Source organism: Serratia sp. K1WW1 (assembly GCF_055790865.1).
Window position 1 is genome coordinate 5,915,864 of record NZ_CM147697.1, and the last position, 26,244, is coordinate 5,942,107.

Below are 26,244 nucleotides of genomic sequence, written 5' to 3' on the forward strand. Positions count from 1 at the left end.
GTTAATAATCAAATCAATACATCACCATTATGAAGAACAATAATATTTTCGCCACCTAACTCTTTACGTAAAATGTCAGCCACACCAGAGGTACTACATTTAGAGAAGGTTTTATCATTAACCGATATCATAAAATATGATCTTGCGTTGCCAAGACCAAACTCCTCTGAGATTAATAACTTCGTTTCCTTATGATATTGCTCTACCTTACTTTTTAATAGAGCAAGCTCCTGCCGATTTAAAATCGAATTTGCTTTATACATAAGATATGAACTATCAAAAACATTATTATACTTTGACTTTATTAAGTTGATTTTCTCATCAAGAAAACTAACATCCAGTTTAGTATAACAAAATATATCTATTGCCATTTATATAAACTCACTTAATTCTGATTATTTGGCCGGACTTATCAATGACAATCACTTTATCCAACCCGATAGCTGGTCGATCATTAACCAAAACCGATGTACTCCGGTTGCAGCGGCGAGGAGATAGCGTTTTCAGGACTTGGAATAAAAGTTTCCGCCCCAGCTGCAGGGATTTTACTAGTTCATATTATTTTTCTTTTCTTCATATTCTTGTAGATATTCGTTTAACGGTTGTGCTGTCCCGAACACATGAATCTCCCCATTATCTTTATCTATTATAAATGGGGAATTCCCTGCAAGCTGAGCTGATGGATCACCATTTTCAATATATTCTCTAGATTGAAAACAAAAGAACCACCCCTCTGAAAAACGCCCCTGAGACGTTATAACGACAGGAATCTCAGTATCACTTAAATATTCATTTGCCTTTTTTACTGCCTCATCAAAGGTAATCATTAACTTACCCTCAAAATCTTTAGAGCCGAACTTACTGAGCCTCACAGTTTCTAGGCAAGGAATTGACTTAGCTCAAACAATAAGCTTTAACAAAATTGTTATATTCTTCATCCAGATGATAAAACTTAGCATCATGCTCATCTTTAACCTCTTCATATCTGGCTTGCAATTTTTTAAATAATCCTTCCGGAACTAAACGAGCTTCATAATCATTTTTTGCGTAAAAAAAATAAGATAATGCTTCTTTTAGGATAGGAATCGATAAGTTTGCGCTATTTTCATTCAAATAATTAAAAACATATCCCCTCTCTGACACTGATAATAGCAATCTATATATGCAACGTGATTTAAAGAAGTCATTCCATATAGCTTCAGACTCGATGATTCTTTTGTAGTAAGTCTCAACCAATTCTATATTGATAGACGATAAATATCTTAAATATTCTTCAGCCTGATCTGCATTCTCATCGAATGAGTCACAATTGATATAAAAAGGATCAATATAACCATATTCCAGATACGACTCCAAACCCTCAACCAACTGTTGCTCTGATTTAATAGCTTTATTCCCCATTTAATTAAAAGCCTCTATATACACTGATGACAATCGTTTGACCTGCCCCCTAAGCCCACATGAACATTGTCTGCCATAACCCCATGGCAGCGATCCAAATCACTACCGCAACCTACCTTCAGCTAATGTCGGTCACAGTGGTCGATCGAATCGATGGAAGTGGCTGCTAGAACAATAAGGCGGGGAACAAAAGACAAGCTACCGCCCTGCCTTGGCATCCTTGCCTGCTCATTAGTCATAGTACCAACAAGATCCCTTGCTGCCATTAGTTGTTTAATTCAATTGCCTTTACTGCCGGCCAGAGGATCGAAGCGATCACCGAGTCGGGTCAGTTGATCATCCGCGTCATTACGCAGTAACGGGGAGGTTCATCATGGCCAAGACCAACGCACAACATCAGGCCGAGTACCGCGATGGGGTTAGCACTCCCCTGAAGATCGAAGTGAGCCTCGTCGCCCATTTTGCACTTGAACGACCGGCGCACCATCACTGCCTGACCCAGCGCCAGATGCTGGAACAGCTGATCACCAGCCCCCATGAGGCCCTGTGCAAAAGCCTTGAGGGTGACGACTTCCGCCGCTATATCGATATGGGAGCATCTTGAACACCACCTTCACACCCCAACCGATCCAGGAGTTGACGATCGACGGTGGCACGCTGGCCGGACTGGGTTTTACCCCCGGCATACCGTTACAGCTCACGCTCCGGCCCGATGGCCTGTGGATCACCCCCGTCACCGATGCAGCCACCTGGGACGTGCTATGCGAAGCCAGCCAACAGCGGCAAGATTTGGGGGCGGATTGGGTACGGCAGAACGGTGAGTTGATCATCGGCGGCGACTGGATCACTGAGTCTGGGATCACTAATGCAGAACAACTGGAGATCACCACCGCACCTGGAGTGATCCGGTTATAGCGGCGGGAAGATGGAGTTTTCAGGACTTAGAAGCAAAGATCCCGGTCAATTGGCCGGGATTCTCGTTACTTCAAGATATAATCAAATTTCTCATCCCAGTTAAATCTAATGTCTTGTTCTTTTGTTTGCTCGAAGATTTTAACAATTTTATCAAAGCATCCACCAAGATATTTCTTTGATTGCTCGGAGTTTAGCCAAATTATTGTTACTGGCCTTTCTACGTCACTACTTAAGCGATCTCTGAGAGCATCAAGATTGCCCCCATAGTAGGGGCAAAAATCTAATAGAGCAGACATAACCTTATGGAAGTCATACTCGTTTTTTATGTTTGTCCCATCTAAAATTATTTCACTCATACTTACTTCCACTTACCTATTGAAGTCGCAGTTCCATAGTGGTCAGTCGTTATATAAAGCAAACCATCATTTTAATATAACAATCTTGTGCCTGGTTGGTTGCTTCTCGATATAGTATTATTTAACCCTATATCAGCTTCTCGCCACACTCTACCCTGAGCTGAGGGCAATATGTTAGTCGAGTTTTCAAAGATATCCCCGCCTAACTGGCCGCCAGGAGTCGTATTGTTTAATGCCTTGCCTGGTTTCCAACCATTAGCCGCTGCCTGCGTTTTATTTACATAATTCTGAGGCAATTGCCCAGTGTTGCGTAAACTATCCACAACGTCATTTGCCGCTTCAGTGGTTTTCAGATCCAATTTTAGACCTGCATAGCTAGCAGAGTTGTGAGCAGCATTATTGGTGTTTTTTGCAATACTCGCGGCAACAGCTTCAGCTTTCGCCGCCGTCGCCTCTGCTGCCGTTTTACCAACCCCAATAGCTCCCGCAGCACCTACACCACCAGGCGTAACTCCTTCTGCTACTTGCAACCCTGCGTTATTCAGACAGATTGCCGGGGGCTGCTTTACAGCCTTCCAGTGCTGCTTTGGCCACCGCCTGCCACTCCAGCAACACCTGCTGAAACCACCAGATTTCCTTCAGTAACACCTTTCGCAATGCCGGTCTTACAGGCAGTATCACAGCCTGGGGTGTTACCTAGCCAGAACCCAAGATCTGAACCGGCTGTCAGCGCATTATTCTCCACAACAACTTCATCCAGTGCGGAGTCAGTCAGCCAGTCAACAGAATTTTTCCTATCGCACTCAGTAGGTTACAACCACTTTTTCCCTGTGCACTCTGACCCAGGCAACTTTTTTCCCAGACGCGCTTTTTCAGCCCGTTACGCCATTTTCCCCAACGCTGTTAAAGAGCAACCAGCGCCCCATCATAACAGCGCTTTTCGTCCCTGCCATTACCGCTGTCGGGGTTTTGTGACGGTTTCCGGCGCTATATCGACAGGGGAGTCGCATGAACATCACCTTCACACCCCAGCCGATCCCGGAGTTGACGATCAGCGGCAACACACTGGCCGGGCTGGGTTTTATCCCCGGCACGCCGTTACAGCTCACGCTCCGGCCCGATGGCCTGTGGATCACCATCGTCACCGATGCGGCCACCTGGGAGGCCGTCTGTGAGGCTAGTCAACTTAGGCAAGATTTGGGAGCGGACTGGGTACGGCAGAACGGCGAGCTGATCATCGCCGGAGATTGGATCACTAATATGGAACAACTGGAGATCACCGCTGCACCCGGTGTGATCCGGTTGCAACTGCGGGAAGATGGGGTTTGCAGGGCTTAGAAGTAAGACCCCCGGCCAGTTGACCGGGGGATTGTATATAAGATTATTGGCCAAAGTTTTTCCATGCTAGAGCATGTTTTTTTGACTCGACATGCAGATAAGCTTCGATTTCTTTCCAGACTGACTCATTTTCATCAGATGCTGTAACTAACGATTCAACAAGTCCAGTTGCAACCGCTGTTGCTAACTCATCATTATCAGACCTCATACCTGTTTCAATGTGCTGGAACAGGGCTGATTTCTCCGAGTGATTTAATGAAGCCAACTGGTTCACCAAGGCTTTACCCACTAGTGAAAACAACAAGATCGTCGGTGGAGGATCTGGCAACCAATACTCAACACATCTATTTACTTCATTCTTTATATGCTCTGACGCTTGAGTAAAAAAACTCAAGTAACCATCAATATAATTATCCATCATTACTTACCCTTAAGAGCATTTTGCATGTCCTTCAGAACGTTTTCCGCCGCAGCTCTATCACTCGAAGAAGCTTGAGGGTTCTTATTTAACCAATCCTGAAGCGCTTTAGAATATGTTTGGGCTTTTTCAACGTGTCCCCTGCCACCGACTTTTTCGCCAGTAGCTAATTCGTAACGAACAGCATCAGCCGTACTTCCATTACCAACTTTGGCATTTGGTCGATATAAGTCATCAATTATGTTTTTAAGATTTCCATCTTTAACATTTGGTTTTTCCATTGATGCACGTAATGAGTCCACATATTCTTCATACTGCCCCCTACTTTTAGGGTCCGATGAAGAGTTACTATTTCGTCCTGCTTCCTCATCCTCTGGCCCATGCCCACCTGGTGTTCCTGACCCCGAACCACCCATCTCTTTCTTCTGTTCATCAGTCAGATCCTTGCCGATATTAGGATTTGAGGATGCGCCGGGCGCGTATTTATCCTGAAGCGAACTGAGATACTTTCCGGTGATCTCGTCATTGCCCATCATTTTCAGGGTAACAAGGTGATCCAGTTCATCGGAGGTCATCTTGTCCGCAATATCCTTGATCGCGGCACCTGCCAACCCTGCGATACCTGCTTTTGTTCCGATCTCCAGCAGTTGCTCTGCAACCTTGCTACGACATGGAGCAGCAATGGCACAGCCTTCCGCAACAACCTTCAGGAAGTTATTCTCCACCGCATTCTTGCCGGCCTGAGCCCCCGCCAGAGCATTCGCCGTGCTATCGCCCGTCACGCCGCCAGCTAAACCTGCTGCCAGCGTCGATAGCGCACTGAGACTCTGCTTCTGCTCCTCACTCAGTTTAGCAATTTTTTCCGGCGTGTCTGCACCATATAACTTCTCTGCCAGATAACGCGCGGCCAATTCACCACCAGCGGCCCCCGCAGCACCAGCGGCGGCCGAGTTGCCACTCACTTGTGCCGCTATCGCCCCCCACACCGCATGGGCAAGCGCGTTGGCCGTTTCATTCGTGCCGGTATACTTCTTGATTTGCTCTGCCGCGTACGGGCTCAAACCACCAGCAAGAGCCTGGGAGATATTTCCCCCTGCCATGCCCTGCAACGCAGCCGTTACCGCCTGCGCCGCTTTCTGCAAGTCACTGCCCGTACCATACTGCTTCATGGCCTCTTTATACGCAGTGGTGTCTTTCAGGATGCTGACGTACTGATCAATCTCTTCCTGCTTGGCATTTTTTCCCGGCTCCGGCGGCAGTTTCCCATCTTTCGCCAGATCGGCCTTCGCCGCATTCAGCCCGTTTATCTCACCCTGCGTGCGGATGATATCCGCTGCCTGCCCACCGATCTCGCCAATCAGCTGCGCCTGTTTCAACCGGTTCTGCTCTTTCTCCTTGTCGAAGATCGGCGCAATGCTGCCATTGGCATTCTCCGTATCCCGGCTTAGGTCGGCGACATTTTGTTGCTGGTTGTCTTTGTCACGAACAGTGATGTTACCTTCGCTCACCGCCGCCTGCGTGGTGCCGCTAGCATGGCCGCTGCCGTTCAGGCCCGATAGCATCCCGCCCGCCAGGTTGCCCTGGAACTCCTTACCACCAAAGTCACCACCGCCGCTTATCCCGACCCCGACATGTTCGACGTTGTAGTCCGCCTTATTGTGCAGGTCACTGAAGCCCAACGTCCCGGTATCCAGGCTGTTTTTGTCCGCCGTGCCCGTTGAACTGATTACCGCGCCATCCAGTTGGGTATGCTCGCCGACCTTAACGTCAAAGCCGCCCTTGCCCGCATAAATCCCGGTCTGCTCCTGCACAGAGTCGTAGTTGCTGTGCATCTTGTCCTGGCTCAGGTTCAGGTAGCCAGAACCGCTCATCGAGCCCCAGGTGAAGCTGCCACCCGCACTGGCGTTTTGCTGCTTCATGTCGTAGAGATCGCTGTCCTGCTGGCTGGAGAGCGTCAGATTACGTCCGACGTCAACATCCACCTTGTCACCGCTGACCTGTGCACCGGCCAGGGTGGTATCGCGCCCGCTGTTCATGGCAAGCGTCTTACCGCTATCGATGGTTGTCTCTGTCCACTGCGTACCGGTGCCTTTCTCACTGCCTTTGCCAGCGTTGACGTTGGCGAACACCTTGATACCCGTGTCTTTACCCAGGCTCAGGCCGATACCGATTTCACCGCCGCTGCTCTTGTTACTCCCCGTCTGCTGCTGGGAATTAGCAGCCCCGGCAAGCAAAATGTCGCGAGAGGCATCGATGGTGGTATCGCCACCCGCCTTCAACTGGCTACCCGCAATCACCACATCGCCACTGTTGGCACCACTGCCTTTGCCGGTTGCGGTCACCGACAAATTATTCCCCGCCGTCAACGTCGAACCGGTGACATTATCAGAGACCTGTTTTTGCGTGGATGACGACTTTTGGGCCCCCAGGGAAAGGCTGATACCAATCGCATTACCCGCATCGCCCTTGGTATTATCCAACACCGCGGCCTGCCCTGCCTGCACCCCAGACAACGCGGCTTTGGTGCCCTGCAAGGCAGCCAAACGGCCATCGCTTTCACTTTTGGCACTCTGCGCTGCCGCTATTGCTGAGTTGGCCGCTGCACCTGCCGCACCGGACAACGCCACCGTCAGGCCACTCTGCTTCTGCTCAAACCGTTCTTCTACCGTACGCAGGTCATGCCCCGGTTCGATAACGACGCTGTCGCCAGTAACGCTGAGATTTTTACCGGCAATCAGATCCGCACCGCCAATATGTGCCTTGCCGCCCGCAACGATATTCACATCGCCACCGGTCGAGCCGATAGTGCTGACACTCTGGCTCTGCGTGGTACCGTCTTCGTTCACCTGATGGCGAGAGCTTGAACTACCAATCGTCACCCCGATACCACCGGTGCCCATCAGCCCGCTCTTTTTCTTCTCATCCAACCGATAGCTGGACTGCTCTTCCGTCGCAGCCACGATCTCGACGTTGTTACCTGCTTGCAGGTTAACTTTGCCGTCGCCAACAACCGAAGACCCCTTCACCGTCAGATCGTTACCCGCAGACAGCGACACGTTATCGCCGCTCAGCAGCGTGCCTTTTTCCTGCGTGGCGTAATCTTCCCGCACCGTGTGGGTGGTGGTCTTCGACAGGAACCCTTTCTTGGTCTTAGTTTCCTCGAAGAAAGAGTAGTCGCTTTCGGTGGCGCTGTTGAGCGCCAGATCGCGTCCGGCGCTCACCGCAACATCACCGCTGGCCTGCACCTGCGCCGCATTCAAGGTGGCATCTCTATCGGCGCGAATGGTGGTGTTGCCCCCGCTAGCGATCTCCGTTCCTTGCTGGCGAATGGACTCATCCACCTGCTGGCGTTTACCTTCCTTGCTCTCGCGGTATTCGCTGGTTTGCTGGGTGTTGAGGTTCACGTCACGCCCGGCGTTCAGGTTGACGTTGTTGTCCGCTACCATCGCTGCAGCCTGCGAGTTCACATCCCGGCCTGCATCCAGCGTTAAATCGCCGCCGCTGGTGAGGGTGGTGCGCGTGGCATCGTTACTGCGCTGTTCGGTACCGTTATCTTTCTGCCGGGTGCTCGCTTCCTGCGTTTGCAGGTTGATATCGCGCCCTGCCATCAGGGTAGTATCACTCTGGCTGCCAACCTGGCTGGCCTTCACGTTGACATCACGGCCTGCATCGACCGTCAGCGGTCCACCAGCACTAATTTCGCTGCCCTGGCTGCTGTGAGTTTCGCTCTCTCTTACGTTCCGCCAGCTCTGATATTTATCGGCGCTGTAGGTGGTGTTGGCCAGGACGTTGATATCGCCTCCCGCCAGCAAGTCCATCGCACCACCGGAAGTCAATTTTGCTCCCAGGATATCGATGTTGTTGCCAGCGCTCAGGCTCAAGCTGTCCAAGGCCTGGATGGTGCCGATATCGCCGATTTCCGTGCGTGACAGCGACAGGCTTTGTGGCATCCAGCCCCCCAGAGAACCCTGGGTATTCCACTGATTCGTCAGCGTCTGGTTGATGATGCTGCCATCAAGGCTTTCCAACTGCACCGTTTTGCCGCTGATGATTGAGCCGATATTGTTGATATCGCCAATCGCGCTCAGTTGCAGGTTGCCGCCCGCATTGAGCAGGCCAGCATTGAGGTTGCTGATGCTGTTCTGGCTATCGAGCGTCAGCGCGTTCTGTGCGATCAGCGTGCTGCCGCTGTTGGTGATATTACCGGCGGTGAGCGAGACATTTTTCCCTGAAATCACACTGCCGTTATTGATCGTCACATCTTTTGGTGACAGGTAGAGCTTCGGCACCATCACCGTCTGGCCATTGATGCTGGTCGCTTCCCACCACAAGATGCTGTGATCCAAAGAGGCGATCTGCTCCGCCGTTAGCGCAACCCCAAACTTCAGCCCCAGAGACTGTTGCGCCCTGGCGGCGTTGTCCATCAGGGTTTGCATCTGCTCCAGGTCTGAACCCACGCCGTTCAGATAACGGCTGCCCGTCTGATTGAGCATGGCATTGCTGACGTAACGGGTATCAAAGGCCGCATCCCCCAGGAAACGGTAGTCGTAATCCGGGTGGAGGTTCAGGCGGTCAAGGAAATAGGAAGAGCCGATAAATTTGTCTTCCACCGTGAACTGTTCGTTGGTTTCACGCGGGCTCTGGCCTGGGATGATCCCCAGCAATGCGTAGAGATCGCCAAACAGGCTCGGATCGAGTTGCCCCAGCCCGTTAAGTTTCGGGTTGGTGGTGATCAGATACGGGCTGTCCGGATCGGTAGACGCCACAAAATAGCCATTCTCGCCCGTAGGCAGAGGATACGCACTGGTATCGACCGTTTTGCCTTGATACTGGTTTAAGGCCTTACCATCCGTGCCGATCAGGTCCTTGCCATCGGTGGTGGTGTTTTGTAACGCGGTTCCATCCCCCAGATTGGCGCTGCCCTGGCCAGCGTCGCTATATTTTCCTAACCCGGTGAGCTCAGGCGTAACGTTATCCAGGCCGCTGCCCCCGTTAATCTGTTGCAGGGCATTTTGCAGGCTGTCTTGCCATTCAGGCGAATTGACCGCCGCCTTATCACCGGCTGACAACGCCTGTTTCTCTACGGCATTACCGATTGTCTGTTGGCTCAGGGTATTGAGCGTTGGGGCATTGATAGTGTGACTTACACCACCTGCGTTGGGTGAGGTGGTGGTATTACTCAGATCGTTGGCAAAGTTGGCCACGACGTTACCGCCAGCCTGAATAACGGAACGGTAGATTTCACCTTCTCCACGTTCATAGCGTACTTCGCCCGTCGCCGTGTAGACGATGTAGTTGGATGTAATTTCCCCTTTAGAAACACTGGTTTCTGGCACCGGAACTTTACTCAGGCCATAACCATACTGATACGTTTGATAGCGGGTTTCAGTGCCCGAGAACCAGGATTGGTTATTCAGGTTACTCCCTGAAAGATAGGCATTGTTATTGGCTAAAATGTTGCTGGCCTGATTGTCCAGTTGGCCGGCATAAAGGCTGAGATCGCGCCCGGCCGCGATACGGGCTGCGCCACCGTTTGCCGTGACGGTGACCGTCGAAACGCCAGAGGCAAACTCCTTAATCCGTTGGTTAAGATAAGGCGTTGGCGTTGAACTGTAATGCGTTGTCGGAGATGCTCCGTGGCCAGGGCTGCCGCCGCCCGATTCCCAGGACTTGATGACATAGCCGTAGTCGCCTTTGTTGAAGAAGGTTAACGGTATTTTGGCCTCAAAATCTGTCACCCAGGAGTACTGCGGTGCGCTGCTTTCAGAGCTGACCACACTCAAGCCATCGCGCTGATTCAGCAAATGGGCGGTGTTAATGGTGATATCACCATTTTGTGTCTCAATGGTGCCAGAGCTGTTCACCACTTCCCCGTTAGCATTGCCCGCCATATCACGCTGCATCCACAGGCTATTGCCCGCCAGGATGTCACCGCGCAGGTTTTTGATGCTGTTGGCCAGCAAGTACAGGTTGTTACCGGCATACAGCAAGGCGGTGTTAATCAGGCTGCCAGCCGCATTCAGCGTCATTGAACCCAGCGTGCCGGTAAACCCGTCAACGGTGATATCGCTCTGGCTGTTCAGGGTCACATCGCCCCCTGATTGCAGGGTTCCGGCCGCGTTCATGGCAATGGAGCTGCCATTGAGGGTGCTGGCCCCACTTCCGCCGGTGATTTGCCCGTTGTTGGTCAAGATGCCGTACGCCGTAAGGTTGACGCTCTGCCCCTGCAGAGTGCCCTGGTTGGTCAACGCCCCCTGGCTGTTAATATTCAGGCTCTGGCCTGCGGCAATCACGTTCTGGTTGGTAAAGGCGTTCACCAGTTGCAGCGTCAGGTTGCCCAACGCCACGACCTGGCCACGTTGTTCAAAATCGCCACTGCTCAGCAGTAAATCGCCCCCGCTGAACATTTTCCCTGTCTCTTGAAGCACCACCTGACTGGCATTGATGCCAAGCCCGGAGGTACCAAGCAGCGTGCCACCGTTAGTCAGTTGCTGGGTATTCAACGCCAGGTTGCTTCCCTGGACCGTGCCCTGATTGTTCAGGCTGCCTGCGGTCAACGTTCCCTGCAGTTCTGCCAGCAAGGTACCGCTGTTGTCTAATGCATCCGCATTCAGTAACAGGGAGCCGGCCTGCAACCAACCGGTGTTGGTAAATTGCGAGCCATAGAGTGACAGATCGGAGCCAGCAAGCAGGCTACCGTCATTACGCCCTGATATCGTCCCCTCGAACCGGGTGTCAGCACCGCTTTGCATCAGGCCGCTGTTGACCCAGTACGGCGAGGTAATGGTGAGTGCGTTCTGGCTGAGAAGGGTACCCGTAGCGTTATTGGTCAATCCACCGGTAAGGTTCAGCGTTAAGCCTGTTTCACCTTGTACGCGCCCGCTGTTGGTTAGCGTACCGCTGTTAACCCACACGCCGTTCCCCTGGATACGCCCAAGGTTGGTGACCGAGGCCGCATCCAGTTTCAGGTCACCCGCCGTCAGCAGGGTTTTATCTTGCTGCTGGGTGAAATCTCCGATCAGCGCGACCGTCAGGCCGTCAACGCCGGTGATTTCGCCCTGATTATTCAGGGTGTCAGCGCGTAGGATGAGATTTTTTGCCAGCCACTGCCCGGCGTTGGTCAACGACTGTGCCTGTAATACAGCTGCACCATTGGCGGTAATTTTGCTGCCAGCCGTCGAATTCAATGCCCCAGACAGAGCCATTTGCAGCGCATCCGCACTCTGGATTGCGCCACCGTTATTCAACGTCTGAGCATTCAGCAGGATCTGTTGCCCCTGCCAGCGACCGTCATTGGTCACCGTACTGCCATTAACAGAAAGCGTTCCCTGCGTCAGAAGTGATCCCTGGCTGTGGTTCACCAGCGTCAACAACGGGACGGAGAATGCCTGAATGCCTAACGTCAGCGACTGCAGGCCGATCAGCGTACCTGCGTTATTCACCAAGTTCTGCGTCAGGTTGAGGATGTTACCCTGTACGGCTCCTTGGTTGTTCAACGTAGCGCCCGCCAAAGACAGACTTCCGTCGCTCAGGACGGCACCGTCATTGGTCAGCGTCTGCGCCTGTATTTCGCTGTTACCCTGACTAAGCAGTGACCCTTCATTCACCAGTTCATCGGTGACGTTGACGGCCAGAGAATCGCTCCCCAGCAGGCTGCCACGGTTCAACCAGCTAGTGGCAGTGACGTGGGTTTGTCCACCCTGAACCAACCCTTCTGAGGTCAGTTGCCCAGCATTCAGCGACAATGCGCCTCCAGCCAACGTACGGCTTGACGCACCCAGCGTCAGCGCATCACCGTGGGCATTCAGCCACTCGCTACCTTGCCATAATCCCGTGTTATTCAGCGTGGCGGCATCCAGCGTCAACCGGTTGGCCACCAGCTTGCCGCTGTTGGTCAGATAGTCACCGCTCAGGTTCAGAGTCCCCAGGCTTCCCATCTGCCCGCTGTTTTGCAGCGTGTTAGCCACGGTGCCAGTCAGGCCCGCAACCGCGTTTATCGATCCGCTGTTATCCAGGCTATCGACGCCAAAGGTCAGGCCATTCCCCTGCCAGGATCCGGCGTTGGTGACTGCGCCACCTTTGATCGCCAGCTCACCCCCGCTCAGCAGTTGTGCACCGGCCAGCACGTTCAGCGCGGTGCTGTTCAGAGTCAGCCCGGCATTACCCTGCATGATGCCGCGGTGAGTCACGGTGCCACTGTCTACCGCCAGCGTATTACCCGCCAACACTCCGGCATTGTTCACCGATTGGCTACGGAAGATGGCATTTTCACGGGCCACCAGTTGGCCGCCTTGTTGGTTTACCAAGGCACCCTGCACATTCAGGTTCAGGTTGTTCGCCAGGATGCTGCCCTGGTTGGTGAATTGCTGTCCGGTGAGAGACAAATCATCGTTCACCTGCAATAGGCCAGCGTTGTCCAGTTGATCGAGCGCCAGCTCCAGCGCACCGCCGCTGACCAGCTTCCCGCTGGCAAGGTTACTGATATTGGGGATAGCCAGTTGCAGATGGCTGTTGCCCTGTAGCAGGCCGCTATTGGTCAGCTGTGGCGCGGTCAATACCACCTTGTCTGCCGCCAGGGTTCCCTGGTTCAGAATCTGGGCCGCATTGAGATCAAACCGATCCTGGCTCAGTAACAGGCCACTGTTGAGCATGTCACCGGTCAGGTCTGCCGTCAGGCGATCTTGCGCCTGGGCACTGCCACTGTTCTGCCAGGTCTGAGCCTTCACCGCCAGTTGTTGCCCCTGCAGAGCGCCCTGGTTGACCAACTGCTGGCCTTCAAGGCGTAACGCCCCGCTTGATAACATCTGGCCTGTGGCTGCGTTATTGAGATGAGTGCCGGAAAGTTGCAGGGACTGGCTACCCTGCACCAGCCCCTTGTTGATAACGTCGCCCACGACGGAGAGCACGGTGGCCGCCAGCCATCCCGCGTTGTCCACTGAGCCCGCAGAGATATTCATCCCTTGCTGGCCGAGGATCTTCCCTTGGTTGGTCAACGTATTGGCGACTGTCAGGCTCGCCGTTTGTTCACTCAGCGCATTGCCGTTGTTAAGCCACTCTTGGGTGGACAGATCCAGTGTCTGGCCCTGAAGCAATCCGCTATTGGTCAGCGAATCTGCCCGTATTGTCAGTGCTCCGCCACTGAGTAAAACACCATCGAGCTGGTTGTCTAACGTGGAGGTGCCGATATTGAGCTGACGGCTGCCTTGCAGAGTCCCCGTATTGAACAGGGCCGTGGTATCCAAGGTCAGCGTCGTTGCAGCCAGCTGGCCATCATTACTGAACTGAGGGGTGGCCAGCGCCAGGGAGCCGCTCGCGTTGACGGTGCCGTTTTGTTGGTTGCTGAACTGTTTGGCCAGTGACAAGACCATCAGGACCGCCTGCATCGTCCCGGCGTTGGTCAAGGTGTTTGCAATCAGGTTTAGCGAACCGCCGGTGAGTACACGCCCACGGTTGGTGACTTCCGTAGCCTTGATAGCAAGGGCGCTATCGCCCTGCAACGTGCCGCTATTGGCGATGCTGTTGGTGTTCAGGGTCAGTTGATCGGCAGCCAGTTGCCCGGCATTGGACAACGCCATACCGTTCAGTGACAGCTTATCTTTCGCCAGTAGCAAACCGCTCTGCTGGTTATCGATCCGCTGGGTTTTGGCTGTCAGGTTCACCGCATTGATTTCACCGCTGTTGAGCAGTTGATCGCCACTGAGCACCAAATCCCGATCGGTGGTGATCAGTCCGGCGTTTTTCAGCGTCGGGATGGCCAGTGACAGGGCATTGGCCGTATACACGGTGCCGCCCTTCTGGTTGTCCATCAGGCGGGCGATAAGATCCAGGGTCTGACTGCCTTGTAGCAAGCCGCTATTGGTCAGCGTCTGGCTGTTAATCTTCAAGACAGGAGCGACCAGCGTACCCTGGTTGGTCAGGGTGTCCGCCTTCAGGGCCAGGGTTGCTGCATGGCTTTTACCACTGTGCAGCAGTGAGCCAGCCTCTACCGTTAATGCCCCTTTCGCCGTTTGGGTACCCGCCAGCGTGGCTTGTTGGGCCTGGAGGGTGAGATTGCCCCCGCTTTGTATCTGGGCACCCGGCTGCGTGTTCAACGTCGTGCCATGCCAGGCCAGATCGCCACCCGCATTCCATTCCCCGCCTAACGTGGCGTTACCCGCGTTAACCGTGATCTTGCCTTGGCTGGTGGTGAGGGAATCTGCCGCCGTGGTCAGCGTATCGCTGTTGAGAGTTAATCCCGTCGCGCCAGAGAGCAGGCCATTCTGTTGCAGCGTTCCAGCCCACAGCGTCAGGCTGTCGTCACTCAGCAACTCGCCGTAGCGGCCATTTCGCAACGTATCGCTGACGGTAAGATCGGCTTTGCCTTTGGCACTCAAGGTGCCGTCTTGATCCAACGTCTGGCTGGTAAGGGCCAGCGCCCCTCCACTCAGTATCTTGCCGCTGTTGGTGAGAGACTGACCGCTCAGCGACAGGTTACCCTGGCTCTGAACGGTTCCACTATTCCCCAGATGGGAGAGGGTGCTTTGTATCGCCCCATTGGCCGCCAGCGTGCCGCTGTTGACCAAGCTGGCACCGCTGAGGATCAGGTTTTGCCCGGCGGTCACTTGCCCCTGCGTCATGCCGCTATTGAACAACGTCATGTCGACATGGCGGGCAGCATCAATCTGGCTGGAACTGTCCACCCGCGCGTCACGTGCCCGCAGGGTGACATCGTTGCCAGCGGTCAACTTGCCGCTGCTCATCTGCAACTTACCGCCGCTGGTGAGAGCGATATTCTGGTCGCTAACCAGTGTTCCTCCCTGTTGAGTGAGGTCCCCCTGGCTGTTTAACGTGATGGACTGGGTGGCCTTGTGGTCGCCCGACATGCTGATACTTTGCCCTGTCGCCGTTAATGCACCGCCTTGCGCCAGCGAATTATTGAGCGTCAATTTACCGTTGGCATCCAGGGTGATATCCCCGGCACGGGCATTGAGGTTACCGAGGTTGACGCCGACGCCTTTGTCGCTGGAAACCAGATGGATACGGTTAGCATACATGCCCCCCAGCGCACCGGTATCGACCGCCACTTTAGGCGCTTCGCCCTGGCCCGCGATCGGGGTCGCATTCCCCTGTGCATCCACACGGTTGGCACCCAACGTAATGGTGGCATCCTGAGCATACAGCTGGGCGTTGATCTCGGTGGCACGGGCAATCAGGGCAAATTTCCCGCTCTGGCTAGCATCCAGCCCTTTGCCCTGAATGCTGATCGCCCCTTGCGTGACTTCCAGCGCCTGCAGTTTGCCGTCTGGCCCTAACACCGGTTTACCGGTCGTCAGCGTCGCATTCGGGGTGTTGATGAAACCGCAGCCGTCGCAGGTGATACCGTAAGGGTTGGCAACCATCACGTTGGCCTGCTTGCCCGCTACCTCAAGATAACCTTGCAGCTGGGAGCGGTTCGGGGCGACAACCTCGTTAATGATGCCTTGGGCTTCCTGCCCGGCTTTCAGATTGGGGTTGTTCTGGATCAGGCCGCCGAGCTGGGTCTGATTGAGCTGTCCGGTGGCGTTGTTGAGGATCAGCCCCTCTTTGCCCACGTTGAATTCATTGTATTTATTATGGGAAATGCCCGCCTGATTAGGCGTAGCGATATTGACCACCGGCACGCCATTACCAGCCTGATCGAGCCGGGTATTCCCTTCGGCGACGTTAACACCGTTCGCCAAGGCGGGCAGCAACGGCTGCCAGGCCAACAGGCTGCACAGGGTATAGCTCAACCAACGCTGGCTGGCATGAATGGGCCGATCGTCTTTTTGCGTCATCCTTGAAACCTTTCCCTGTAAATTAAAGAACGATGTTAATACGGTAGTAAATCGATACCCGATCCGGCTCTAACCAACTCGGATGCGCCAGCGGCCAGCCAACGGTAAATTGGCTGCTGAAATAGCGGTTACGGCTGCCCAGCCCCACCGCGCCGCCCCACAACGTGCCGGAAGCGTAGGCATCCACGGAGTCGTGGCGCAGATAACCGCCATCTACGGCAGCCAATACGGAAATATCGCCCAGATACGGCAGGCTGAACGGCGACCAGTTGACCTCGTTACGCCAGTAGCCGCCTTTATCGCCGGAGAGATACTGTTCCTTGAAGCCACGCACCGAACTTTCGCCACCGAGGGTCAGGCGCTCGCTGCCGTAAAGGCGATCGGGCGTCCACTGGCCGTACAGGCTGGTGAGGTAGTTCCAGTTCTGCGCCAAAGGCAAGTAATAGCTGCCGGAGAGAGTGTATTTATTAAACTCCGCCTTGGGAGCTTCACTGGCCTTACCGCTGTCATCTTCCGCGCCTAACCAGGGAACGCCACGGCTGTAGGAAGGGTTGAGCGTGGCAAAGCCGCCCAACAGTTTTTGGCTATGGCTCACGCCCAGAGATACGCTGGTCAGTTTACGGCTGCTGCTGTCCAGCCGGGTGTCATTCAGATAGTTGCGGTTGATACGGTGGGTCAGGCCCAGCGCCAGGCCGGTTTTCATGTCACTGTTACGGAACAATACGCGCGAAACGTTGAAGCGATGGGTCTGGCTGTCGCCGGTGGAGCGCCAGTCAAAGCCCTGATTGTCGATCGTCGAGAGGTAGTCGCTGTAGGAGTAGTTGTAATCCATCAGCCAGTAGCCATAAGGCAGGCTAACACCAGCCTGGACGCTGCGGGCGTCGTGATCGTTGGCGAAATCGCTGCTGCGCGCGCCGGTCACAAACCACTGATCCGCCAGCCCCAGCAGGTTATTGCCGGTCAATGAGCCGTTGATCTGTCCGGTGCCGGTACTTTTCTGCCCGCTGTTGTCAAAACCCAACCCCAGCATCACCGGGAACTCGGGCTTGGCGGTCAAATTGACCACCGAATAGCCCGGTTGGCTGCCGGGCAGGATTTCAATCTGCACCGGTTGCTGGCGCAGGCGGTTGATCTGCTCCATGCCCTGTTCGATATCGCGCAGGTTCAGGATGTTGCCCACCAGGCCAGGGAACGCCATCTTCAGCATTCGGTCATCCCGTTGGTCCAGCAAGATCTTCTCCAACTGCCCTTCCAGCACCAGCAGCTTTAGCTCTCCATGGGACAGGTCTTGCTCGGTCAGGAAAGCGCGGCTGGTGATATAGCCCCGTTCGATATACCAATCGGAAACCTGCTGCACCAGGGTGTTGATCTGGGCCAGATTCAGGCAGCGTTGCAGATAGGGTTGCGTTAAGGCTTGCCGCGCACGGGCAGGCAGATGGCTTGCACCTTCAAGGCGAATGGTCGTAATGGTGAAGCACGGCCCGCCGGGGGCTGTGGCTGCTGGCGTTTGTGGCAGCACCGGCGTCAGGCTGCGTTGCAATTCCTGACGTTGTTGTTGGTTTTGCTGCAACAATTCACGTTGTTGCTGTTGGATAGTATCTCGATCCGCCGGGCTGAGCATATTGGCGCCAACAGCCGAACTGAGAGAAAGAAACAATAAGGATACTGCCAACCGCTGAGCTACTGAGTCCATTCAGATAAATCGCCTTAATGATTTTGCGGCATTCTAACGACATAAATTGGCATCAGACAAGCAAGAGATCGTGACTTTACGGGGCTTCAAGGCATCGGAATTGGCATAAATCTCAGAGTGAGGCGGGGTAAATGTTCTGAAATTGTTTTAATCCATTCACTTTATTTGCTGCATGCAAATTAAACAGTCAATTATGCTAAATAAACACGGACTTTTCTGGTTAAAAAAATAATCTGCAATAGTGTCCATTTTCTACGACAGATTAAGCTATCAATTAAGCCCGACCGTTAAGTGGGCGCAGCATGCAGCGCCCACCAGGATAGGTTTGGTCACAGAATTTATTCTGAGCTTGTTGCTCAGCTCGCTATCGCCTCTGAACCGCCCTTGTCCAACGGCTCCTCCGGTTCGGCTGGCAGCACCATATAAGTGCCCTCAAATACTGCCCCTTTGTCATCGTCACCGAATAAATGCACTTCTGCCTGCACGCGCGCCCGGCGGCCACGCGCCAAACGGGCCAGATCGCCACTCAATGAGCTCAGGTCGGCAACGGCTCTCGGCCTGCCGGTGATCGGCTTGCTGTAGCGAATGTGGGCGTCTGCCAGAATAATCGTGCCGCCCAGGTGGCGCTCACGCAGCAGCAGCCAGATCAGCCCCCAGGCGGTCAGCGTTGCCAAAGAGAACAGGCTACCGGCAAACAGCGTATGGTGAGGATTCTGATTACCCACTTCCGGCATGGTGGTAACAAAGCGCTGGCCGGTATATTGGCTGATGCGCACACCCATTTTTTCACTGAGCGGGATATGTTCATACCAGGCTTGTTGCAACTGCCCGCACCAATCGGGGCGATGCAGAATATCGTCCAGCGTGGCCACGGGTTTGATCATCAGGTAATGGCGGATCGGCGTAGTTTGCGGCGCAGTGATTTCGCCCTGGTTGATAAAGCCCAGCTTGGCAAAGAAGTCCACCGCGTCCTCACGGGCGCTACACACCACCCGCTTCACTCCTTCCTGGCGCGCTACCGACTCAAGGGTCATTGCCACCAGCGTTCCCAGGCCTTTGTCCTGCACCGTGGGATCAACCGCCAGGAAGCGAATAGCGGCTTCGTTATCGGCATTGATATACAAGCGGCCAATCGCCACAATTCGGCCGTTCTCGTCCACCACCATCTGATGGTGCGCCATGGCGTCGTAGGCATCCTTTTCCGAACCCACCGGCTGGTGTAATGGCTTGCGCAGCATCTCCCAGCGAAACTGGTAATAGTCTTTCAGTTCTTGTTCTGTAACGGGTACTCGTAGGTGATACATAGACGCCTTCTCTTGTGATCTTTAAACCTGCAGCCAGAACGTCACCGGGCCATCGTTCACCAATGCCACCTGCATATCGGCGGCAAACTCACCGGTCTGGGTTTCAATACCACGTTCCTGGCACTGCCCAACAAAATAGCGGTATAGCCGATCGGCCTCCTGCGGCACCGCACCGCGCGAAAAACTCGGCCGCATGCCTTTCTGGGTATCGGCTACCAGGGTGAACTGCGACACCACCAACAGGCTACCACCAGCCTGCTGAACGTTGAGATTCATCTTGTCATCCTCGTCGCCGAAGATGCGATACCCCAGCACCCGCTCACACAGGCGTTGGGCTTTTTGCTCGTTATCGTCCTGCTCAACGCCCAATAACACTAACAAACCGGGGCCAATCTTGCCTACTGTCTGACCTTCTACCGTAACGCTGGCGTTTAATACCCGTTGAATTAACGCAATCATAACGATCCTTCCTGCTCCTCTTTTTGCTGTTGTTCTGCTTTCTGCTGCTGGTAAAGGCGGTACTCACCCAGCGTAACGGTGATTTCGGCGCCCAATAACACGATACACCAGCTCCAGTAGACCCATAAAAATAAAATCGGGATCACCGCCAGCACGCCGTAGATCAGCTGGTAGGAAGGGAACATGGTGACATACAGCGCAAAAGCTTTCTTACCCAGCTCGAACAACACCCCGGCCACCAGCGCCCCGATCAACGCATCTTTCGCAGGCACGCGTACCGTGGGCACCACGCTGTATAACAACCAGAAAGAGACCCAGGACAGGATAAGCGGGAAGATGCGCAGCACCTCATCCACCAGGCTGTTAACGCCGCTTTGCGCTAACCAGTTTAGCGACAACAGATAGGAGCTGATCGCCATACTGGCCCCCACCAACAGCGGGCCGAGGGTCAGCACCATCCAGTAAACGGCAAAGGAAACCACGATCGGCCGCTGGTTCTTACTGCGCCAGATGGTGTTCAACACGCTATCCACCGAATAGATCAGCAGCAGCGCGGTGACGATCAGGCCGCAGATCCCCACCGCGGTCATCTTGCTGGAGTTGGCAACAAACTGCTCCAGATAACGTTGCAGCACGTTACCGGCGGCAGGCATAAAGTTGGAGAAAATAAAGCTTTTTAGCTGCACGCTGATATCCGCAAACATCGGGAAAACGGCAAACAGCGCAAACACCACGGTGATCAGCGGCACCAGGGAAAGTAGCGAGACATAGGCCAGATGGCCCGCCAACATGGTCAGGCCATCCTCATCAATACGTTTATACAGCAACCGCCCGAAGGTTATTCCGGGTTTGATCGACGATGGCAGCTTTTTGCGGCGGAAAAACGACATAGCTTTATCCTAAATGTCAGTCTGGACGCCTTAAGCTTAACGTACGGTGATCATTGAGCAAAATAAGCCGGCACAACCTGACGATCGATGACGTGCACCGCCTTAATCCCCAGCGCTGCGGCCGCTTCTACGTTCGCCGCCACATCGTCAAAGAATACCGCCTGATCCGCCGGAGTGTTTTCCGCCTTCAGTACGTGCTGATAGATGTTGGCATCGGGTTTGCGCATGCCAAGATCCTGCGACAGATACATATGGTCGGCCGCTTCAGCGACCTGAGGGTAATGCTGAGGCCAATAATTGCAGTGCAGACGGTTGGTATTCGATAACACCACCACGCGATGCCCTTCGTTGCGCAGACGGTGCATAATCTCGATCACTTCAGGGCGCAGGGCGACAAATACCGCCTGCCAGCCGGTGGCAAACTGCTCGAAGCTGAGCGCTATCCCCATCTCTTCACAGAGTTTGGCCGCAAAGTCTTCGTCGCTAATCTCGCCGCGCTCGTGCTGTTGGAATACTTCACCCATGCTAAAACGTTCGGACAACGTCGCCAGCGGTGTGCCGCTCAGGTTGCTCCACACGCCCAGTACACGTTTGAAATCGATATCGACAATCACATTACCTAAATCAAAGATATACAGCATAGTCCTCTCCCATGGGCCAGTGAGATTTCACTGTAACGGGAAAAGTTAAGGCTGAACAGGGAGCAGTGTGAAAAGCGCATGGCGCGCCGCAGAAAGGGGGAAAGACAGAGGAAAAAACTCAGGGCGCTGTGACACGCCCTAAGTATTGCGGATTAAATCGGCGAATTAAGCTTCTTTAGGACCGCGGTTGGCACGCTTACGATCGTTTTCCGTCAGGTGACGCTTACGGATACGGATCGAGATTGGCGTCACTTCTACCAGTTCGTCATCATCGATGAATTCCAGAGCTTGCTCCAGAGACATTTTGATGGCCGGAACCAGGGTAGTCGCTTCATCGGTACCCGATGCGCGCATGTTGGTCAGTTTCTTACCGGTCAGGCAGTTCACGGTCAGGTCGTTAGAACGTGAGTGGATACCGATGATCTGGCCTTCATACACTTCAGCACCGTGGCCCAGGAACAGCTTGCCGCGATCTTGCAGGCCGTACAGAGCGAACGCTACCGCTTTGCCCTGGCCGTTAGAGATCAGCACGCCGTTCTGACGCTGGCCCACTTCGCCCGGACGCACATCGTCGTAGTGGCTGAAGGTGGAGTACAGCAGACCGGTACCAGAAGTCATGGTCATGAATTCGTTACGGAAACCGATCAGGCCACGGCTTGGGATCACGTAGTCAAGACGCACACGGCCCTTGCCATCTGGATCCATGTTTTTCAGGTCAGCTTTACGCTCACCCATCGCCTGCATCACAGAACCCTGGTGCTGTTCTTCGATGTCCAGCGTCACGTTCTCGAACGGCTCTTGCTTGCGGCCATCGATTTCGCGGAAGATAACTTTCGGACGGGAAACCGCCAGTTCAAAACCTTCACGACGCATGTTTTCGATCAGAACCGACAGGTGAAGCTCACCACGGCCTGAAACACGGAATGCGTCAGCATCTTCGGTTTCTTCAACGCGCAACGCCACGTTGTGTACCAGTTCCTTGTTCAGACGCTCAAGGATTTGGCGTGAAGTCACGAACTTGCCTTCTTTACCACAGAACGGTGAGGTATTGACGTTAAAGAACATGCTTACGGTAGGTTCATCAACCGACAGTGCTGGCAACGCTTCAACCGCGTTCACATCACAAATGGTGTCAGAGATGTTCAGCTCGCCCAGGCCGGTGATGGCAACGATGTCGCCCGCTTCGGCAACGGTGGCTTCGATACGTTCCAGACCCATATGGGTCAGCACTTTACCGATTTTACCGTTACGGGTTTTGCCTTCGCTGTCGATCAGGGTGATCTGCTGGTTAGGCTTGACTTTACCACGCTTGATACGGCCGATGCCGATAACGCCCACGTAGTTGTTGTAGTCCAGCTGCGAGATCTGCATCTGGAAAGGTGCTTCCAGCTCAACCTGCGGCGCAGAGACGTGATCGACAATCGCCTGGTACAGCGGAGTCATGTCTTCGGACATATCGTTATGGTCAAGACCAGCGATACCCATCAATGCGGATGCATAGATGATTGGGAAGTCGAGCTGTTCATCGGTGGCGTCCAGGTTAACGAACAGGTCGAAGACCTGATCCACAACCCAGTCAGGACGCGCGCCAGGGCGGTCAACCTTGTTGATTACCACGATCGGCTTCAGACCATTAGCAAACGCTTTCTTGGTCACGAAACGGGTTTGCGGCATTGGGCCATCCATTGCATCCACAACCAGCAGCACCGAGTCGACCATTGACATCACGCGCTCTACCTCGCCGCCGAAGTCGGCGTGTCCTGGGGTATCCACGATGTTGATGCGGTAGTCTTTCCAATTAATGGCGGTGTTTTTTGCGAGGATGGTAATCCCACGCTCTTTCTCCAAATCGTTGGAGTCCATTACGCGTTCTGTCGCTTCTGAACGCTCTCCGAAAGTACCGGATTGTTGCAGCAACTTGTCAACCAGGGTGGTCTTACCATGGTCAACGTGGGCAATAATGGCGATGTTACGCAAATTTTCGATCACAGCTTTGCCTCAGGCATTAGAAATAGCGCGCTATTGTACACGTATTAAGCGAGGTACTAAACAAGATCACAACACTCTCTTATAAACAACTGTGTACAGGCTAGTTTGTGATCCCTTTCACGGTGCAAAAAGCAGCAATCGATGATGTTTTGCACCATTCCAGTGCCCTACCCCAGGTTATTTGCACCACCATAGTGCATTGCATCGCTAATGGTGCATACTGGCAATGAGCAAAACCCGCACAAACCGGCGATTTTTTCGCTTTTTAAAAGTTGGCACAGTTTTCGCTTTAGTCTATACAAGGCAAAACAGGCCAGTTACACAGATTCGTTCCACGACGATGACAACGATAAATCCGGGAGAGTTAAGTATGTCCGCTGAACACGTTTTGACGATGCTGAATGAGCATGAAGTGAAATTCGTAGACCTGCGTTTCACTGACACCAAGGGTAAAGAGCAACACGTTACCATCCCTGCTCATCAGGTAAATGCCGACTTCTTCGAAGAAGGTAAAATGTTTGACGGCTCCTCAATCGGTGGTTGGAAGGGCATCAACGAATCTGACATGGTCCTGATGCCAGACGCCAGCACGGCGGTTCTGGATCCGTTCTTCGAAGAATCTACCCTGATCATTCGTTGTGACATCCTCGAGCCAGGCACCATGCAGGGCTACGATCGTGACCCACGCTCAATCTCCAAGCGTGCTGAAGACTTCCTGCGCTCTTCCGGCATCGCCGATACCGTGCTGTTCGGGCCAGAACCAGAGTTCTTCCTGTTTGACGACATTCGTTTCGGTAGCAGCATCCGTGGTTCTATGGTTGCTATTGATGATATCGAAGGTGCCTGGAACTCCAGCACCAAACTCGAAGGCGGCAACAAAGGCCACCGTCCAGCGGTCAAAGGCGGTTACTTCCCAGTGCCACCGGTCGACTCTTCACAGGACATCCGTTCTACCATGTGTCTGACCATGGAAGAAATGGGCCTGGTGGTTGAAGCTCACCACCACGAAGTGGCAACCGCAGGTCAGAACGAAGTGGCTACCCGCTTCAACACCATGACCAAGAAAGCCGACGAAATCCAAATCTACAAATACGTGGTTCACAACGTGGCTCACGCATTTGGCAAAACCGCGACCTTCATGCCAAAACCGATGTTCGGCGATAACGGCTCAGGTATGCACTGCCACATGTCACTGTCCAAGAACGGTACCAACCTGTTCGCTGGCGACAAGTACGGCGGCCTGTCTGAAATGGCACTGTTCTACATTGGCGGCATCATCAAACACGCTAAAGCGATCAACGCCCTGGCCAACCCGACCACCAACTCATACAAGCGTCTGGTCCCAGGCTACGAAGCGCCGGTTATGCTGGCTTACTCTGCCCGTAACCGCTCTGCGTCTATCCGTATCCCAGTGGTTGCCAGCCCGAAAGCGCGCCGTATCGAAGCTCGCTTCCCGGACCCAGCGGCTAACCCATACCTGTGTTTCGCCGCACTGCTGATGGCTGGCCTGGACGGCGTGATCAACAAGATCCACCCTGGCGATGCCATGGATAAAAACCTGTATGACCTGCCGCCGGAAGAAGAAGCTGAAATTCCAAAAGTGGCTGGCTCACTGGATGAAGCAATGGCCGCACTGAACGAAGACCGTGAATTCCTGACCCGCGGTGGCGTATTCACCGACGACGCGATCGATGCCTACATCGAACTGCGTAAAGAAGAGATGGATCGCGTGCGCATGACGCCACACCCAGTTGAGTTCGAGCTGTATTACAGCGTTTAAGTCATAGCGTTTAAGCCATACCCGCGCTGTCTACGGATGGCGCATCGCTCGCTATTTATCTAAGCCGTTTTTTTGTTGCCGTGGAAACTTTTAGCCCATCTTCGGATGGGCTTTTTTCTCCACCGTATGTTCTGCAAAACTATTTCATACCGTGATGGTTGCGGATGGAGTAGGATGGATGCACTAAAAAGGTGCAGGAGACTGCTGTATGGCAACCGGCAAGCTGCCCGATGCTGGGCAGATCCTCAATTCTCTCATCAACAGCATTTTGCTGTTGGATGACACACTGGCGATCCACTACGCCAACCCGGCGGCACAACAGCTGCTGGCACAGAGTTCTCGTAAACTTTTCGGTACACCGCTGCCCGATTTACTTGGCTATTTTTCGCTGAATATCGATCTGATGCGCGAGAGCCTACATGCTGGCCAGGGCTTTACCGATAATGAAGTGACCCTGGTGGTCGACAGCCGTGCCCATATCCTCTCCCTGACCGCTCAGGCGCTGCCAGAAGGCTTTATTCTGCTTGAGCTGGCCCCAATGGACAATCAGCGTCGCCTCAGCCAGGAGCAGTTACAGCACGCCCAACAGGTTGCGGCTCGCGATCTGGTGCGCGGCCTGGCCCATGAAATCAAAAATCCGCTCGGCGGTTTGCGGGGTGCCGCGCAGTTGCTGGCCAAAGCCTTGCCAGACCCCTCGCTGACGGAATACACCAAGGTGATCATCGAACAGGCCGATCGGCTGCGTAATCTGGTAGATCGTCTGCTAGGGCCACAGCGCCCCGGCCAACATATTACCCAGAGTATCCATCAGGTAGCGGAACGAGTCTTCCAATTGGTGTCGTTGGAGAAACCCGATAACGTCACGCTGGTGCGTGATTACGACCCTAGTCTGCCTGAGCTGGCGCACGATCCCGATCAAATCGAGCAGGTGTTGCTCAATATCACCCGCAACGCGCTGCAGGCACTGAGCGAAACCGGTGGCACCATCACGCTGCGCACGCGTACCGCGTTTCAGATCACCCTGCACGGCACCCGCTACCGGCTGGCGGCACGGATCGATGTTGAGGATGACGGCCCAGGCGTACCGGCCCAGTTGCAAGACACTCTGTTTTACCCAATGGTCAGCGGCCGCGAAGGCGGTACCGGCCTGGGGTTATCCATCGCCCGTAATCTAATCGATCAGCATTGCGGAAAAATTGAATTTAACAGTTGGCCAGGTCACACCGAATTCTCGGTTTTCCTGCCTATTCGCCAGTGAGGTTTGT

The 26,244-nt window shown here is 54.0% G+C and carries 18 protein-coding genes; 5 read left to right on the top strand and 13 right to left on the bottom strand.

Annotated features, from left to right (window positions below; translation table 11 throughout):
- Positions 1–8: 8 nt before the first annotated feature.
- The 3 genes from ACX9GU_RS26945 to ACX9GU_RS26955 form a co-directional block, all read right to left on the bottom strand.
- The gene (locus ACX9GU_RS26945) at positions 9–371 is read right to left on the bottom strand and encodes a hypothetical protein (RefSeq protein ID WP_473193437.1); all 363 of its coding nucleotides are present in this window, start codon (positions 369–371) and stop codon (positions 9–11) included.
- A 177-nt stretch (positions 372–548) separates the two neighbouring features.
- Entirely contained in the window at positions 549–827 is a 279-nt protein-coding gene (locus ACX9GU_RS26950) for a YrhB domain-containing protein (protein ID WP_071683778.1), read from the bottom strand.
- Positions 828–894: 67 nt separating this feature from the next.
- The gene (locus ACX9GU_RS26955; RefSeq protein WP_473193438.1) at positions 895–1,401 is read right to left on the bottom strand and encodes a hypothetical protein; all 507 of its coding nucleotides are present in this window, start codon (positions 1,399–1,401) and stop codon (positions 895–897) included.
- A gap of 373 nt (positions 1,402–1,774) precedes the next feature.
- Here ACX9GU_RS26955 and ACX9GU_RS26960 point away from each other — a divergent pair, with 373 nt between their 5' ends.
- Together ACX9GU_RS26960 and ACX9GU_RS26965 are read left to right on the top strand one after the other, a co-directional pair.
- Complete coding sequence (locus ACX9GU_RS26960) at positions 1,775–2,005, top strand: hypothetical protein (protein ID WP_473193439.1); 231 nt, start codon at positions 1,775–1,777, stop codon at positions 2,003–2,005.
- The gene (locus tag ACX9GU_RS26965) at positions 2,002–2,316 is read left to right on the top strand and encodes a SymE family type I addiction module toxin (protein WP_473193440.1); all 315 of its coding nucleotides are present in this window, start codon (positions 2,002–2,004) and stop codon (positions 2,314–2,316) included. Before ACX9GU_RS26960 ends, ACX9GU_RS26965 begins: the two co-directional genes overlap by 4 nt.
- A gap of 65 nt (positions 2,317–2,381) precedes the next feature.
- Here ACX9GU_RS26965 and ACX9GU_RS26970 read toward each other — a convergent pair whose 3' ends face one another.
- The gene (locus ACX9GU_RS26970; RefSeq protein ID WP_473193441.1) at positions 2,382–2,672 is read right to left on the bottom strand and encodes a barstar family protein; all 291 of its coding nucleotides are present in this window, start codon (positions 2,670–2,672) and stop codon (positions 2,382–2,384) included.
- A gap of 71 nt (positions 2,673–2,743) precedes the next feature.
- Positions 2,744–3,202, bottom strand: a complete 459-nt coding sequence (locus ACX9GU_RS26975; protein ID WP_473193442.1) for a hypothetical protein — start codon at positions 3,200–3,202, stop codon at positions 2,744–2,746.
- A 478-nt stretch (positions 3,203–3,680) separates the two neighbouring features.
- On the opposite strand from ACX9GU_RS26975, the gene ACX9GU_RS26980 reads away from it, so the two are divergent.
- Positions 3,681–4,010 (top strand): SymE family type I addiction module toxin, encoded by a 330-nt coding sequence (locus tag ACX9GU_RS26980; RefSeq protein WP_473193443.1) that lies wholly within the window; start codon positions 3,681–3,683, stop codon positions 4,008–4,010.
- A 43-nt stretch (positions 4,011–4,053) separates the two neighbouring features.
- Here ACX9GU_RS26980 and ACX9GU_RS26985 read toward each other — a convergent pair whose 3' ends face one another.
- From ACX9GU_RS26985 to typA, 8 genes are all read right to left on the bottom strand, one after another.
- Positions 4,054–4,431 carry a DUF7674 family protein gene (locus ACX9GU_RS26985; RefSeq protein ID WP_265525576.1) on the bottom strand — a complete coding sequence of 126 codons (378 nt, stop codon included), beginning with the start codon at positions 4,429–4,431 and terminating at the stop codon, positions 4,054–4,056.
- A complete protein-coding gene (locus ACX9GU_RS26990; RefSeq protein ID WP_473193444.1) occupies positions 4,431–16,223 on the bottom strand; it encodes a hemagglutinin repeat-containing protein in 11,793 nt (3,930 codons plus the stop codon). The genes ACX9GU_RS26985 and ACX9GU_RS26990 overlap by 1 nt, the downstream gene beginning before the upstream one ends.
- 22 nt (positions 16,224–16,245) lie before the next feature.
- Positions 16,246–17,916, bottom strand: coding sequence for a ShlB/FhaC/HecB family hemolysin secretion/activation protein (locus ACX9GU_RS26995; RefSeq protein WP_473193445.1), 1,671 nt, complete (start codon positions 17,914–17,916; stop codon positions 16,246–16,248).
- A 356-nt stretch (positions 17,917–18,272) separates the two neighbouring features.
- Complete coding sequence (gene fabY / locus ACX9GU_RS27000) at positions 18,273–19,220, bottom strand: fatty acid biosynthesis protein FabY (protein ID WP_065683708.1); 948 nt, start codon at positions 19,218–19,220, stop codon at positions 18,273–18,275.
- Between the two features lie 21 nt (positions 19,221–19,241).
- On the bottom strand, positions 19,242–19,679 hold the full coding sequence (gene dtd, locus ACX9GU_RS27005; RefSeq protein WP_024527827.1) for a D-aminoacyl-tRNA deacylase: 438 nt from the start codon (positions 19,677–19,679) through the stop codon (positions 19,242–19,244).
- Entirely contained in the window at positions 19,676–20,569 is an 894-nt protein-coding gene (locus tag ACX9GU_RS27010) for a virulence factor BrkB family protein (protein WP_473193446.1), read from the bottom strand. The genes dtd and ACX9GU_RS27010 overlap by 4 nt, the downstream gene beginning before the upstream one ends.
- Positions 20,570–20,619: 50 nt before the next feature.
- Positions 20,620–21,210 carry a glucose-1-phosphatase gene (gene yihX, locus ACX9GU_RS27015; RefSeq protein WP_024482960.1) on the bottom strand — a complete coding sequence of 197 codons (591 nt, stop codon included), beginning with the start codon at positions 21,208–21,210 and terminating at the stop codon, positions 20,620–20,622.
- Between the two features lie 165 nt (positions 21,211–21,375).
- Positions 21,376–23,199, bottom strand: coding sequence for a ribosome-dependent GTPase TypA (gene typA / locus ACX9GU_RS27020; RefSeq protein WP_260515302.1), 1,824 nt, complete (start codon positions 23,197–23,199; stop codon positions 21,376–21,378).
- 370 nt (positions 23,200–23,569) lie between these two features.
- Here typA and glnA point away from each other — a divergent pair, with 370 nt between their 5' ends.
- A complete protein-coding gene (glnA, locus tag ACX9GU_RS27025; protein ID WP_024482962.1) occupies positions 23,570–24,979 on the top strand; it encodes a glutamate--ammonia ligase in 1,410 nt (469 codons plus the stop codon).
- A gap of 208 nt (positions 24,980–25,187) precedes the next feature.
- Complete coding sequence (gene glnL, locus ACX9GU_RS27030; RefSeq protein WP_059199302.1) at positions 25,188–26,237, top strand: nitrogen regulation protein NR(II); 1,050 nt, start codon at positions 25,188–25,190, stop codon at positions 26,235–26,237.
- The last annotated feature ends 7 nt before the right edge of the window (positions 26,238–26,244 follow it).